Below are 13,531 nucleotides of genomic sequence, written 5' to 3' on the forward strand. Positions count from 1 at the left end.
GCCGCTATAGGCCGACATCTAGCCACTGCTCACCTCATCCGGTGGGCAAATTCGTGCGGAGACGTGGGTGAGTGGCTGAAACCAGCGGTTTGCTAAACCGTCGTAGCCTTAAGGGGCTACCGAGGGTTCGAATCCCTCCGTCTCCGCCACCTTTCCATCCTCTCACAACCGGGCCAATCGCTGAAAGTCCCGCATTTCTGCGGCTTTCAGGGTGATTCGAGTCTCCTGCGATCCACCGCCTTCCATCGGCAACCGATTGGATTTGTGGTAAGATTTGTGGGAGATTTTGAGCATGGGAAAGCTCTCGGCAACGGCTGTCAAAGCCGCAACGCGACCCGGTCGACTGGGTGACGGCGATGGTCTCTTCCTGCTCGTGCAGCCCGGTGGAACGAAAAGCTGGGTCTGCCGCGTGCAGAAGAACGGCAACCGCCGCGATTTCGGGCTGGGCAGTGCTTCGAAAATATCGCTGGCGCAGGCGCGGGAACGTGCACGACAAATCCGGACATGGATGGAGATGGGCCTCGATCCGCTGTTCGAGCGTCGCAAGGCGCAAGGGGTGCCGACCTTTAAGGAAGCTACCGCAAAGGTTCTGACCGCTCATCGCAAGACATGGCGGAACGAGAAGCATGAGGCCCAGTGGCTCCAGACCCTCAAAGCCTATGCCTTTCCGCACATTGGCGATGTACGGGTCAGCGAGATCACAGGACCCATGATCCGCAACGCCCTTGCCGAAATCTGGCTGACGAAGCCAGAGACGGCCCGACGCGTAAGGCAGCGGATCGGCACTGTTCTCGATTGGGCCTATGCGTCGGGTTATCGGGAGAGCGAGGCTCCCATGCGGGCGATCACAAAGGGCTTGCCCAAGCAGCCCAAGAAGGACGGGCATTTCGCTGCCATGCCTTACTCCAAGGTACCTCGGTTCGTCCTCAAGCTCCGGGAGCGTGAATCATTCAGTCGTCTGGCGCTGGAATTTGCAATCTTTACGGCTGCCCGTTCTGGCGAGGTGCGAGGGGCGAACTGGGATGAGATCGATCTGGAGGAAAAGCTCTGGACCATTCCCAAGGAAAGAATGAAAGCCCATCGGGAGCATGTGGTTCCACTTAGCCCGCGCGCTATCCGCATCGTCGAGCGGTGTGTCGAACTGCGTATCAGTGACTGTCCCCTGATATTTCCGGGCATGCGGGGCAACCAGCCGATGTCCGACATGACGCTGACCAAGCTTATCAAGGAAATGAAAGAGCCTTACACCGCCCATGGGTTTCGATCGGCGTTCCGAGACTGGGTCAGTGAGGAAACCGAATATCAGGGCGAAATTGCCGAAGCGGCGCTGGCGCATGTCGTCAAGGACAAGACTGAGGCGGCATATCGCCGAGGTAATCTCCTCGAGAAGCGCCGCAGCCTCATGACAGACTGGGCAAAGTTCATCGGTAGCTGACTCATCTTGCCGCATGAAGAACGGCACCGCTTCTTTAAATGAACGACTAGGTTACTGCTTCGGTGCCTTCTGGATCGTAATGCTCATCGCAACAATCGACAATGCGAACCCATGGCTTAAGGCAGGCTTTTCTGGCTGCTTCGCGTGGGCAAATACGCAGACGGCCACGCCAGTGGCGCAACGCACAGCAGGCGAAGTCACCTTCGAAATCCGTCACCGCTCTGGCGTCAGCGCGGAAGCGGTCGAAGAGGATGGAGAATTTGTCGTGCTTGAAGGGTCGGAGGCCCTGAAGGACACCGGCTACGTCCACCTCGGCGTTGATCCAGACGAAGGCATAGAGTCGGTCCTGTTTGTCCTTCATCAGCCACCTTGGACGTCCAAAGAGGGCGATCCGCGATTTTGGAATGCAAAAGGCATCGTCGCGGATTTCTTGAGCCGGCTGCAAGATATCGCATTGGCCCCGATTGTAACGAGTCGGAACGTCCCTGTTTCCTTGTGGAACAGTAAGCAACTTGAATTTAAATATCTCTATATCAAGGACATTGTATCCTTGCGTGATCTCGTTGGCGCTCAACGTCCGGCTGAGTTCTTCCGGGATATGGAAAGCACCCACGTCTCACAGCTTATCGACGAAGTGCGCATCCGCGTGCGCCTCAAGAAAAACGATGGCACTGTGACATTCCGGGAGTTGAGCGAAGGTGAACAGCAGCTTTTGACCGTGCTCGGCTTACTGAGGTTCACGGCCGAAAGTGAAAGCTTGTTCTTGCTTGACGAACCTGACACGCACCTCAACCCGCGCTGGGCATTGGATTACCTCAGCTATCTCCGCAAGTTCGCCGGACAAAATGACGGTGACCGGGAGAACAGCCACATTCTGATCACTACGCATAATCCTTTGGCAATCGCTGAGTTAGAAAAGGAGCAAGTGCAAATTCTCCAGCTGTCACAGGACAAGGGCGACAGTAAGATTGTTGCCGTGCACCCGGAGCTCGATCCGCGCGGGCAATGCAATCGGTACGTTCTTCATCGAACTGGCCAAGCAGGACATGCGCAAGTGGTTCATCAACCTGCCCGATGAGGATCTGGCCTACTTCCCGGAAGGGACCGACCATTTCGACGACTATGTCGAGGCGGTCGAGTGGGCGCAGGACTTCGCGGCGCTGAACCGCCGGATGATGATGACCAATGTGATCCGGGCGCTGCGTGGCCAGATCGCCAAGCCATTCGATGCCGAACTGGAGGCGGTGAACTGCCATCACAACTATGTTCGCCGTGAGAACCATTTCGGCCAGAATGTGCTCGTGACCCGCAAGGGCGCGGTGCGCGCAGCGAAGGGCACGATGGGCATCATCCCGGGTTCGATGGGTGCGAAGTCTTTCATCGTGCGCGGTCTGGGCAATGTGGAATCGTTCGAGAGCTGCAGCCATGGCGCAGGGCGCGTGATGTCCCGCACCCAGGCCAAGAAGCTGGTCTCGCTCGACGAGCATATCGCCGACACGGCGGGCGTCGAATGCCGCAAGGACGAGAGCGTCATCGACGAAACGCCCAGGGCCTACAAGCCGATCGAAGCCGTGATGGCCGCGCAGGCCGATCTGGTGGAGATCGTCCATGCGTTGAAACAGGTCGTGTGCGTGAAGGGGTAAGGTTAGGCAATGATCGCCTACCCTTCTCCGTGAGAACTATTCCAGAAGGGTCAGTCGTGCCACAGCAGCTATTCTGCGCCCAATGCCATGTCTCTTTGTCGGGGCCCATCGACATATTGTCGGCCGGATATCCGGCTGGCCGCGTGTGGTCAGGCTATGAGTGCAAGCCACTTACAGAGCCGGGAAGCGCGATTCTCTCGGTAGAACCGATGGTGTCGAGCGACGATCCCGGCAATAGGCCACCGTTACAGTTCGTGCCGCAATATTGGCTCAACCCGATCGATGTCGCTGGTCGGGTGAAAGATGTGGACGACGCCTGCCGTCTCAATGGATGCTGTGGTCCCAGCGGGCACAGTGGACCCAATCAGCAATGCCGTGGATGTGGACTGGAGGTTGGCACGTTAATGGCCGACTGCTGGACGGACCATGTTTTTGTTGCTGAACCGAAACAGACTTATTGGATCGAACTGAAATGATCACCATCGATGGATCGGAGGGAGAAGGCGGAGGGCAGGTCGTTCGCAATTCGTGCGCGCTTTCGCTCGTCACTGGAGAACCTGTCCGCATCACCAATGTCCGTGCCCGTCGCTCCAAGCCTGGCCTGATGCGCCAGCATGTGACGGCTATCGAAGCGGCTTGCGCCATTGGCAACGCCAGTTGTGAAGGATTGAGCGTCGGATCGTCCGAACTGACCTTCCGGCCGGGGCGCGTGATTCCGGGAGACTATCATTTTGCGGTGGGGACGGCCGGTTCCACGGGTCTCGTCCTGCAGACCGTTCTCATGCCCCTGATTCTCGCCGGCAGGCCTTCACGCTTGGTGTTGGAAGGCGGCACGCACAACATGCTGGCTCCGCCGTTCGATTTCATCAGTAAGGTCTTCCTGCCGGTCATCAACCGCATGGGACCGCGCGTCGAGGCAAAGCTTGTCCGCCATGGCTTCTACCCGCGCGGTGGCGGCCGGATTGAGATCGATATCGCCCCGGCCCCGCTTGCTCCCGTCGATTGCATCGAGCGGGGGCAACTGCTGGATCGAAGCGCTTGCGCCTATTTCGCGGGATTGCCGTTCGATATTGCCGAGCGGGAAATCAAGGCGGCGCAGCGGGGACTTGGATGGAATGATCGGGAATGCTTCGTGCGGGAACTGCCGGAGGACCAGGGGCCGGGCAATATCCTGTTGCTCGAGGCTCGCTTCGAACATGGCACCGAGATCGTCAGCGGTTTCGGGGAACTGGGTGTACCAGCTGAACGTGTGGCGAAGCGGGCGGTAGGCCGGATGCTCGGTTTCCTCGAATCGAGGGCCTTTGCAGGCCCCTATTTGGCAGACCAACTCCTGCTGCCTTTTGCGCTCGCAGGTGACGGAAGGTTTACGACCGTCAAGCCGAGCCAGCATAGCTTGACAGCCAGTGACGTGATTGCGCTGTTTCTTGAGCGCCGGTGCGCTTTCGAACCGGCGGGGGACGGGTCGCACCTGATGGAGATCAGATAGGTCTGACGCACACCCAATAATGTGCCAGCCATAGCGTGATTCTGAAGAAAAAATATGAACCAGACGCCTGGGGATATGTGCAGGTTACGGTGGACATGTCAGTGTCTTTTTCTTATAAGTATAGATGTCGATTGAAGCTGTTCTTCACAGGAATGTGGGAAACGGATTGGTAAGATAGGATTTGGACAATAAATTAGATTCTATATCAATTACTTACGATATAGATAATAATCCCTCCGTCTCCGCCACCTTTTCCTCACATTGATGGTATCAAGACAAGGTGCGTCACCGGGCAGCCTGATCATTCCCGGCGACATTCATCCCAGCGGAGTGCAAATCAGTGTTTCCAAAAGATAAAATCCTGACTGCAAGATTTAGCCTTTGAAATCAGTCCAGATTTCGGTTTGGCCGAACGTCTATTGATGAAGAACTGAACTCAGCACTCTATTCCCTATATCTACTTCAGCAATGCTCTTCCGCGCGGCATCCATTGATTTCGGTTCGTCGCAGGATGTGCTCCAATTGCCTCTTCAACTAGCTGACTGATCCAGCCTGTTCATGTACCAGAAAGGTCATTCTCAACAGGCAGAAGCTGCGCGGCGTCATGCCGCACATCTTAGGAAGGACAATGGAGGGGGTTCTGACAGCCGAATACGCCATCACGCAGACGGCAGTCGGACGAAAAGCTGCGGCATTGCAGGCCCGACTATCGAAGCTTGGAGGAGTAGCGTGATGAGTGTGATTTCCAGAAGCCCCAAATGTCTCTTGTTGCTTGCCCTGCTGTCCGGGGCATCGGCCAGCCTGGCTGCGCAGACGCAGGACCCACCGTCGGCCGATGTCTCTGCGACCGCTTATCTGCCCGCCGAAAAGTCGGAAGGCCCAGAGATAAAGGGCATCATTTCCGCGCGCAGCGGCGACAAGATGCAGGTCACGGCGGCAGACGGCACCAAATCCGTCGTCGCCATCGACGATGCCACCCGGATTACCGCCAGCAAGGGCTTTTTCGGCCTTAACCGCAGCAAACTTGCCGCAACCTCGCTGCTGAACGGCCTGCCGGTCACCGTCAAGACGTTGCAGTCGGGCGGCGGGCTCGTGGCCAGCCATATCAATCTCCAGAACAAGGATCTGAAAACCGCGTCCATGATCCACAATGGCACGGCCCAGCGCTTCGACGAACAGACTGCCGCGACCGAGGCGCTGCGCGGCCGCATGGGTGAGATCGACCAATATAATGTGAAAAGCACGACCAACGTGAATTTCGACACCGGCAAGGCGGTGCTGTCGTCTCAGGCGAAGAACGATCTCTGCGCCACGGCGGCGACTGCCGAGGGAATGAGCAACGCCCTGCTGCTCGTGGTCGGTTACACCGATTCCACGGGAGACGAGGATTTCAACCAGGAGCTTAGCGAGAAGCGGGCCGGCCGCGTCGTCAATTATCTTCAGCAGGCGTGCGGGTGGAAACCCTATCGCATGCTGACGCCCACCGGCATGTCCGAAGCGGACCCTGTGGCGAGCAACGACACCATCGAAGGCAAGGCGCAGAACCGCCGGGTCGCGGTGAATATCCTAGTCAGCAAGGGCCTTGACGGACTGTGAGATGCGCGGGGTGGGTTCCGCCCACCCCGGATTTTCGAATGTGGCCATGTCTCTCGCGAAGCGCGAAGATCTAGATCCGGACGATCAGCGTTCCGGCGTTGCGCCCGTTGAAAATGTCGACAAAGGCGTCGGGTATGCGCTCGAACCCGTCCCGCACATCATAGCGATTGCGCAGCCGCCCTTCAGCTTCCCACTGTCGTATCGATGCGATCGCGGACGCATAATCGTCGGCATAGTCCCCGACGACAAAGCCCTGCATCCGAATCCGTCCATAGACCAGCTTCATCATATCCCGGGGGCCGGCGGCGGGGCTATTCGAATCATAGGCGGCCAACTGTCCGCAAAGCACGATGCGGCCATGGGGCGCCATCCGGTCGACGGCCGCCTGCAATATGTCCCCGCCCACATTGTCGAAAAAGATGTTGATGCCGTCGGGACTGGCCTCCTTCAAAGCCGCAGGAAGGTCGGCCGAGCGATAGTCGATCGCCACATCCGCACCGCCTTCTTCCTTCAGCCAACGACATTTGTCGGGACCGCCCGCCACCGCGATGACCCGGCAGCCCGCGATGCGGGCCATCTGGCACACCATCGCACCGACCGATCCCGCCGCACCGGACACGAGCACGGTCATGCCGGGTTTCGGCTCCCCCACCGCGAAGAGGCCGAAATAGGCGGTCAGGCTGTTGGGCGAGTACAGCGTCATGGCGTCGACCGGATCGATGCCGGTCTCTAGGGTGGTGACGGGCACGGCCGCCTTATCCGGCTGCAGAACAGCATAGTCCTGCCAGGGCGCCACAGCCGTAGCCCATTGCCCGGGTTCAAACCGTGCATGACGAGACGCCAATATTTCGACCGCCGCCATGCCCCGAACCGGGTCGCCGATGCCGATCGCGCCGCGATAGCTGCGTTCGGGCGGGTTCAGCCAGTTGCGGATCGTCGGCGCGCAGGAGATGATCCGCGTGCGGACGAGAATGTCGCCCTCCTGCAGCGCGGGCGTATCGAACGGCTCCTCCCGATAGGCGAAGTCGCTGGCGCGCACCGCGCCTTCGGGCCTGTGCGCAAGCACCCAGGAGCGGTTGAGGGTCACGCCCTGTCGCCGAACCGCCGCCCCGTCTCTGCCAGCCGCACGAGCAGCGGCGCGGGGCGGAAGGTTTCGCCATGCACCGCCGCCAGCCGGCGCATGTCCGCCACGATCCCGTCCAACCCGACCTGATCGGCCCAGAATAGCGGTCCGCCGCGATAGACTGGCCAGTTATAGCCCAGCACGGCGGCTATATCGATGTCGGAGGCGCGCAGCGCGATGCCTTCCTCCAGGATCTTCGCCCCTTCGTTGACGACCGGATAGAGCAGCCGCGCAAGCAGCGCCTCGTCGCCCGATGTGGGCGCATGGGCGACGCCTCGCGCCGCGGCCACCTCGCTTATCAGGCTGCCAGTCACGTCCGACGGACGCGAGCGCCGCTTCTCATCATAGTCATAATAACCCGCGCCGCGCTTCTGGCCCAGCCGTCCGGCGGCGACAAGATCGCCCATCACGGTGCGTTCCGTCGCGTTCCGGCCGATGACGTCCAGGCCCACCAGATCCATCATCTGGAAATGGCCCATGGCAAAGCCGTAGTCGACAAGCACGCGGTCGATCTCCGCGATCGGCGTGCCTTCCAGCATCATCGCTTCGGCCTGCGCGCCACGCGGAGCCAGCAGCCTGTTGGCGATGAAGCCGTCGCACACGCCGCTCAGCACCGCCACCTTGCCGATCCGCTTGGCCAGCCGCATCGCCGTGGCGACCACCGGCTTCGCCGTCTCCGCCCCTCGCACCACCTCCAGCAGGCGCATGACATTGGCCGGCGAGAAGAAGTGGAGGCCGATGACCCATTCGGGCCGGCTGGTCGCCGCCGCGATGCGATCAAGGTCGAGGAAAGAGGTATTGGACGCCAGGATCGCCCCCTGTCTGGCGATCCGGTCAAGCCGGGCGAAAATGTCCGTCTTGACGTCCATGCTCTCGTAGACGGCTTCGATGATGAGATCGGCGTCGGCGAGCGCGGCGAGGTCGAGGCTGGGCGAAATCAGGCCCATGCGCTGCTCCACCTGCGCCGCCGTCATCCTTCCCTTGGCGGCCGTAGCCTCATAGTTGCGGCGGATGGTGGCGATGCCGCGATCCAACGCCTCCTGGCTCGTCTCCACCAGCGTAACGGGGATGCCGGCATTCAGGAAGTTCATCGTGATGCCGCCGCCCATCGTGCCCGCGCCGATGACGCCCACCGATCGGATGTCGATCGCGGATATGTCGGGGCCGATGTCGGGAACGCGGGCCGCCTCCCGCTCCGCGAAGAAGACATGGCGCTGGGCGGCGGATTCCGGGCTGGCGACCAGCCGCTCGAACAGGGCGGTTTCCTTTGCCAGCCCCTCATCGAATGGAAGGGTCACTGCTGCCTCGACAGCCTCGATGATGGCGGCGGGCGCGACGAACCCCTTGAACCGGCGTGCGTTTGCGGCGGCAAAGGCGGTGAACAGCTCCGGGCGATCCCGGTCGCGCTGGAGCGCGTCGGCCCGATCGCATATTCGCGGCTTCGCACCGCCATCGGCCACGATGCGGCGCGCGAAGGCCAGCGCCTCGTCCTGCAAGGCCGCATCATCGACCACGGCGTCGACCAGCCCGAGCGAAAGGGCTTCGGCAGCCTTGATCTGCCGCCCGGACGTGATGATTTCGAGCGCCGCCTCCGCACCGACGATCCGGGGCACGCGCTGGGTGCCGCCCGCGCCGGGAAGCAGGCCCAGATGCACCTCCGGCAGGCCGACCTTCGCGCTCCGCGCCGCCACCCGATAGTGGCAGGAGAGCGCCAGTTCGAACCCGCCCCCAAGCGCCGTGCCATGAATGGCGGCGATGACGGGCTTGGGCGCGTCGTCCAGCATGGCGCAAAGGTCGGGCAAGGACGGCGGCTGCCAGGGCTGGCCGAATTCGGTGATGTCCGCGCCGGCGATGAAGGTCCGTCCGGCGCAGAGCAACAGGATGGCGCCAACCGCCCCATCGCTGAACGCCTGCTCCAGTTTGGCCTGCAATCCCTGACGGAGGGACGCCGAGAGCGCGTTAACCGGCGGATTGTCGAGCGTGATCAGGGCGACGCCGTCGGTGACGACGCTGGTTGCGGTCTGCTTCATGTCATGCGTCCTGTCTGGTGGGCGGCGCCGCGCGCCTGCGGGCGACCTCCTCCACGGCGATGGCGGCCATCGCCTTCTTGTCGAGCTTGCCGGTGGCGGTGACGGCCATCGCCTCGACCAGCACCAGATGCTCTGGCCATTTCTTGCGGGACAGGCCCTGCTGGGAGAGGTGGTCGAGCAGGGCGGACAGGTCGATGCGCCCGTCATCCGTGCGCAGCCGGCAGACGGCGCAGGCCTGTTCGCCCAGCTTGCGTTCGGGCACGGCCACCACCGCCACCTCAGCGACGGCGGGATGGCGCAGCAGGGCTGCCTCCACCTCGGCCGGATCGATGTTGAAGCCGCCCCGAATGATCTGGTCCTTGATGCGGCCGACTACGCGCACGAAGCCGTCCTGATCGCGGACGATCTCGTCGCCGGTCAGGTAGAAGCCGTCGGGCGTCATGCGCTCCTGCCCCGCCCCCATGCCCTGCGCATAGCCCAGGAACAGCGAGGGGCCGCGCACGCCTGCCTGCCCCCGGCTGCCGCGCGGCAGGGGACGCAGATCGGCGTCGAACGCCTCCTCCTGCGTGCCGGGAAAGGGGATGCCGTCGAACAGCTGACGACGCTCCAGCGAATGGGACGGATGGGTGGAGGCATGGCCCATGCATTCGGACATGCCGAACATGCGCAGCGCCTTGAGGCCGAGCAGCCGGTCGGCGTCCTCGATCAGTTCCGGCGTCATCGCGCTGCCGCCCACCGCCATGGCGCGAAGCGGCAGGCGGCCGGTCCATTCGCCAAGCCGCGCCGCCTCCACCATCGTGAAAAGATGCGTCGGCACCGCGATCGCCCAGCCGCATCCATAGCGTTCGGCCCGCCGCAGCGCTTCGGCCGGCACCCAAGGGTCGACCAGCACCAGCGGATGCCCCAAAGACAACGCAAAATGCGCCGTGAAGGTGAAGCCGGGCGCACTGTCGAGCGGGACGATGCCCAGGATCGCGTCATCCGGTTGCAGACCCGCAATGGCCGCGCAGGCGCGGGTCGCGTAGTTCAGGGCTTCGGGGCCATGCATCACCCCCTTGGGGACGCCGGTGCTGCCGGAGGTGAAGCCGATGAGCGCGGTGTCGCGATCGCGGGGGTCGCTCGATCGTCCGCCGATAGCAGCGAAAATATCGGGCGGGGCGCTGCCGGCGCCGCTCACCTTGGCGGCATGGCCGAGCGAGGATTCGAGCGAGGCAAGGTCGCCCGCTCCGAGCTTTGGCGATACGGGGCAGAAGGTCGCCTGCAGCGATGATATGGCAAGCGCCGTCGCGATCGTCGCAGGGCTTTTATGCGCGGTGACGAGGACGCGGTCGCCCGGCTCGACCCCTACCGCCTTCAGCAGAGCCGCGATCTCCACCGCCTGCTCCCGCAACTCCTCCCGGCTCCACAGGCGATCATCGCAATCCGCCAGGGCAAGCGCGTCCGGTTCAGCGTCGGCAAGGCGGGCGAATTGCGGCCAGAGCCGCTCGGCATCCCATTCGAACGCCGGATGGCTTTGCTCTTCAGGCAAGGGATTGCCCTCCATCGACCAGGAAGGTCTGACCGGTGATGAAACTGCCCGCGTCCGACGCCAGCAGGGCGAGCGTGCCTGCCACTTCTTCCGGGCGGCCGAAGCGGCGCATCAATATGCCTGCCCGCGTCTTTTCCTGAATGGCGGGATCGAGCGTCTCTGTCATCCCCGTCTCGATCGATCCGGGCGCGATGGCGTTGACGCGGATATTGTGCCCGGCCCATTGGGCGGCGAGATCGCTGGTCAGGTGAACGATTGCCGCCTTGCTGGTGGTATAGGGAACGACCTGCCCGGCGTCCGGCTGATAGGACAGGAATGCGCCTACCGACGCGATATTGACGATGGCGCCGCCGCCCGCCGCGATCATGTGGCGCGCGGCGTGGCGGCAGGCGAGGAAGGTGCCGGTCACATTGACGTCCATCACCTTCTGCCAGCCCTTGAGCGGGATGTCCTGCGGCAGACCCCACCAGGAGGCGCCTGCATTGTTGATGAGGATGTCGAGCCCGCCCAGCCGATCGACCGTTCCCGCGACCGCCGCCTCCACCGACGCCTCGTCGGCGATATTGCAGGAAAGGCCGACAGCCGGAACCCGGAACCGCTCGGCTATGCCGGCCGCCAGATCGGCGCAGTCGGCCTCCGTGCGGGACGCAAGGGCGACGGCGCAGCCCAGGTCCGCCAGCGTTGCGGCCATGGCTTCGGCCAGCGCGCCGCGTCCGCCGGTTATGAGCGCGCGCTTGCCGTCGAGGCGGAATTGGGCAGCGGTGAAGCCGGGGTTCCAGTCAGCCATGATCGTCTCCGGCAAGCAGATCGACCTCATCGGTGATGAGGATGATGCGGCGACCGCCCATGCCCTTTGTCTGGGCGGTCGCCGCCTTCCATTCGGGCGAGGCGAAGGCGGCGTCGAGCGCCGCCTGATCGGCGAAGGTCAGCACGGCGTGGCCGTCCCAGCCCGGTGCTTGCGGATTGTCATAATCCTTCGTCACCGCACCGTGCCGATAGGCTATCAGCCCGGGCAGTATCCTGGCGGCGTCGGCATGCGGGCCGCGCCACCAGGTGGTGAACTGCTCGTGCGTCCAGTCCTGCGGCCGGCTGGCCAGGACGACCATGCTGACCGCCATGGCTTACTTGCCCGTCCAGACCGGCTGGCGCTTTTCGAGGAAGGCCGCGACGCCTTCCTTCGCATCGGCGGAGTGATGCACCACGTTGCAGGTCATCGTCTCCAGCGTGATGAGCGAGTTGGTGTCGGCGTCCATGCCGCGATTGACCGCCATCTTGGTCATCCACATGCAGAAGGGGCTCTTGTCGATCAGCGGCGCGCAGAAATCCTGGATCAACTGCTCGAGCTGATCGCTGGGCGCCGAGGCGTTGCACAGGCCCCATTCGACGCATTCCTTGCCGGACAAGAGCTTGCCGGTCAGCATCAGCTCCTTCGACTTGCGCATGCCGATATAGCGCGGCAGGCGATAGATCGGGCCAGCGCCGCCGAACAAGGCGCGGCGGATGTGGAAGTCGCCGATCTTGGCGTCGTCGGCGGCAATGCCGAAATCGCAGGAGATGAAGAGTTCGAACCCGCCGGCGACGGCATAGCCCTCGACGCAGGCGATGGTCGGCTTTTTCATGTTGTAGATCTTGTCATAGGTGCGCGCGGAGTCGATCGCGAGCTGAAGCGAGGTGCTGGTCTCGTGCAGCACCGGACCCACCAGTTGCCCGAGATCCGCACCGGCGCAGAAGGTGTGGCCGCGACCGCGGAACACGACGGCCAGCACCGAATCGTCCTCGGCCGCCTTGTCCACCGCCGCTTCAAGATCGCGCAGGAGCTGGGGGCTCACGCAATTTTTCACATGGGGACGGTTGAGCCAGATCGTGCAGATGCCGTTGTCGGCCACTTCATATTGGATGACGTCCTTTTCCGGTTCCATGTAACTCTCTCCTTGGCAAAGATGTGAAAAGATCGGTCGTTTTCAGCGGGCGATGCCGCCTTCTTCGGGCGGGGCAAGCATGCCGCCCACGGCCATCCAGGCGGCGATCCCCGCCGACGGAATGGCGCAGAGCACCGCTTCGGCAATTTCCTCGTCGCTCGCGCCTGCATTGCGCGCGCCGCGCACATGGGTCGCGGCCATGGGGCTGTATCCCGCCGCCAATATGGCGAGCAGAAGCAGTTCGCCATATTTGGGCGAGAGCGGGTTGGCGTCGATGCTGCCTCGCCGCATGAGATAATAGGCGTCCGCAGCCTGGGGCACGAGGCGCATCAACGCGCCGAGCGGCGCGGGGATGCTCCCCGCCCAATAAGCCCGGAAATTGGCCTCCGCCTCTCCCTCCGCCGCCATGGGCAGGGGTTGCGGCTCCGGCGCCTGGGCGTCGCCAAAACTGCCCTCGATGAGCTGCGCGAAATCGAGCGCCGCCGCCTCGCCGCGAAGGCTGGACAGCACGATAAGGCCTGCGGTCGCCTCCTTGGCGGTCAGGCCAAGCTTCACGCCGCGTTCCAGTTCCCGGCGCGCAAGGGGCAGATGGCGGCGATCGACGGCAGCCACCGCCGCGAACAGCGCTTTCAGGCGAGCCGGCACCGCGCCGTCCGACTCGATCACGGATCGGAAAATATCATATCCTGCAAGCGTGTACGGCGCATAGCCCTGCAACAGGGCGACATCCATGATTGGGCTATTCGTCATCGCTTGCTCTCCTCGGTCCAG

The 13,531-nt window shown here is 62.7% G+C and carries 12 protein-coding genes and 1 tRNA gene; 6 read left to right on the plus strand and 7 right to left on the minus strand.

Going from position 1 to position 13,531, the window contains the following annotated elements; translation table 11 throughout:
• Nucleotides 1-57 precede the first annotated feature (57 nt).
• From EWH10_RS20660 to EWH10_RS20685, 6 genes are all read left to right on the plus strand, one after another.
• Nucleotides 58-149 (plus strand) — tRNA-Ser (locus EWH10_RS20660).
• 143 nt (nucleotides 150-292) lie between these two features.
• On the plus strand, nucleotides 293-1,435 hold the full coding sequence (locus EWH10_RS20665; RefSeq protein ID WP_065846446.1) for a tyrosine-type recombinase/integrase: 1,143 nt from the start codon (nucleotides 293-295) through the stop codon (nucleotides 1,433-1,435).
• A gap of 13 nt (nucleotides 1,436-1,448) precedes the next feature.
• Nucleotides 1,449-2,513, plus strand: coding sequence for an ATP-binding protein (locus tag EWH10_RS20670; protein ID WP_207212595.1), 1,065 nt, complete (start codon nucleotides 1,449-1,451; stop codon nucleotides 2,511-2,513).
• Nucleotides 2,482-3,078, plus strand: coding sequence for an RtcB family protein (locus EWH10_RS20675; RefSeq protein WP_274049158.1), 597 nt, complete (start codon nucleotides 2,482-2,484; stop codon nucleotides 3,076-3,078). The genes EWH10_RS20670 and EWH10_RS20675 overlap by 32 nt, the downstream gene beginning before the upstream one ends.
• Nucleotides 3,079-3,550: 472 nt before the next feature.
• A complete protein-coding gene (rtcA, locus tag EWH10_RS20680; RefSeq protein WP_065846439.1) occupies nucleotides 3,551-4,564 on the plus strand; it encodes an RNA 3'-terminal phosphate cyclase in 1,014 nt (337 codons plus the stop codon).
• 732 nt (nucleotides 4,565-5,296) lie between these two features.
• Nucleotides 5,297-6,160 carry an OmpA family protein gene (locus tag EWH10_RS20685; protein WP_044660536.1) on the plus strand — a complete coding sequence of 288 codons (864 nt, stop codon included), beginning with the start codon at nucleotides 5,297-5,299 and terminating at the stop codon, nucleotides 6,158-6,160.
• Between the two features lie 70 nt (nucleotides 6,161-6,230).
• Here EWH10_RS20685 and EWH10_RS20690 read toward each other — a convergent pair whose 3' ends face one another.
• From EWH10_RS20690 to EWH10_RS20720, 7 genes are read right to left on the minus strand one after another with little or no spacing between them, the layout of a single operon-like run.
• Entirely contained in the window at nucleotides 6,231-7,247 is a 1,017-nt protein-coding gene (locus tag EWH10_RS20690; RefSeq protein ID WP_044660535.1) for an NADP-dependent oxidoreductase, read from the minus strand.
• Nucleotides 7,244-9,313: a 3-hydroxyacyl-CoA dehydrogenase NAD-binding domain-containing protein gene (locus EWH10_RS20695; RefSeq protein ID WP_065846440.1), complete on the minus strand. Its 2,070-nt coding sequence runs from the start codon at nucleotides 9,311-9,313 to the stop codon at nucleotides 7,244-7,246. Before EWH10_RS20695 ends, EWH10_RS20690 begins: the two co-directional genes overlap by 4 nt.
• A 1-nt stretch (nucleotide 9,314) precedes the next feature.
• Nucleotides 9,315-10,856: a class I adenylate-forming enzyme family protein gene (locus tag EWH10_RS20700; RefSeq protein ID WP_065846441.1), complete on the minus strand. Its 1,542-nt coding sequence runs from the start codon at nucleotides 10,854-10,856 to the stop codon at nucleotides 9,315-9,317.
• Complete coding sequence (locus EWH10_RS20705) at nucleotides 10,834-11,628, minus strand: SDR family NAD(P)-dependent oxidoreductase (RefSeq protein WP_044660532.1); 795 nt, start codon at nucleotides 11,626-11,628, stop codon at nucleotides 10,834-10,836. The genes EWH10_RS20700 and EWH10_RS20705 overlap by 23 nt, the downstream gene beginning before the upstream one ends.
• Nucleotides 11,621-11,959 carry an EthD family reductase gene (locus tag EWH10_RS20710; RefSeq protein ID WP_044660531.1) on the minus strand — a complete coding sequence of 113 codons (339 nt, stop codon included), beginning with the start codon at nucleotides 11,957-11,959 and terminating at the stop codon, nucleotides 11,621-11,623. The genes EWH10_RS20705 and EWH10_RS20710 overlap by 8 nt, the downstream gene beginning before the upstream one ends.
• Before the next feature lie 3 nt (nucleotides 11,960-11,962).
• Entirely contained in the window at nucleotides 11,963-12,760 is a 798-nt protein-coding gene (locus EWH10_RS20715) for an enoyl-CoA hydratase/isomerase family protein (protein WP_007682879.1), read from the minus strand.
• A 42-nt stretch (nucleotides 12,761-12,802) separates the two neighbouring features.
• Nucleotides 12,803-13,510, minus strand: coding sequence for a carboxymuconolactone decarboxylase family protein (locus EWH10_RS20720; RefSeq protein WP_044660530.1), 708 nt, complete (start codon nucleotides 13,508-13,510; stop codon nucleotides 12,803-12,805).
• Nucleotides 13,511-13,531 lie beyond the last annotated feature (21 nt).

This window comes from Sphingobium fuliginis, assembly GCF_004152845.1.
In the GTDB taxonomy this organism is placed as follows: domain Bacteria; phylum Pseudomonadota; class Alphaproteobacteria; order Sphingomonadales; family Sphingomonadaceae; genus Sphingobium; species Sphingobium fuliginis.

What these genes read in the sequence shown, in the direction of transcription:
- EWH10_RS20675 (WP_274049158.1), top strand. Translation starts at nt 2,482, where the DNA reads ATGCGCAAGTGGTTCATCAACCTGCCCGATGAGGATCTGGCCTACTTC.
- EWH10_RS20665 (WP_065846446.1), top strand. Translation starts at nt 293, where the DNA reads ATGGGAAAGCTCTCGGCAACGGCTGTCAAAGCCGCAACGCGACCCGGT.
- EWH10_RS20670 (WP_207212595.1), top strand. Translation starts at nt 1,449, where the DNA reads ATGAAGAACGGCACCGCTTCTTTAAATGAACGACTAGGTTACTGCTTC.
- rtcA (WP_065846439.1), top strand. Translation starts at nt 3,551, where the DNA reads ATGATCACCATCGATGGATCGGAGGGAGAAGGCGGAGGGCAGGTCGTT.
- EWH10_RS20710 (WP_044660531.1), bottom strand. Translation starts at nt 11,959, where the DNA reads ATGGCGGTCAGCATGGTCGTCCTGGCCAGCCGGCCGCAGGACTGGACG.
- EWH10_RS20695 (WP_065846440.1), bottom strand. Translation starts at nt 9,313, where the DNA reads ATGAAGCAGACCGCAACCAGCGTCGTCACCGACGGCGTCGCCCTGATC.
- EWH10_RS20715 (WP_007682879.1), bottom strand. Translation starts at nt 12,760, where the DNA reads ATGGAACCGGAAAAGGACGTCATCCAATATGAAGTGGCCGACAACGGC.
- EWH10_RS20685 (WP_044660536.1), top strand. Translation starts at nt 5,297, where the DNA reads ATGAGTGTGATTTCCAGAAGCCCCAAATGTCTCTTGTTGCTTGCCCTG.
- EWH10_RS20700 (WP_065846441.1), bottom strand. Translation starts at nt 10,856, where the DNA reads ATGGAGGGCAATCCCTTGCCTGAAGAGCAAAGCCATCCGGCGTTCGAA.
- EWH10_RS20705 (WP_044660532.1), bottom strand. Translation starts at nt 11,628, where the DNA reads ATGGCTGACTGGAACCCCGGCTTCACCGCTGCCCAATTCCGCCTCGAC.
- EWH10_RS20720 (WP_044660530.1), bottom strand. Translation starts at nt 13,510, where the DNA reads ATGACGAATAGCCCAATCATGGATGTCGCCCTGTTGCAGGGCTATGCG.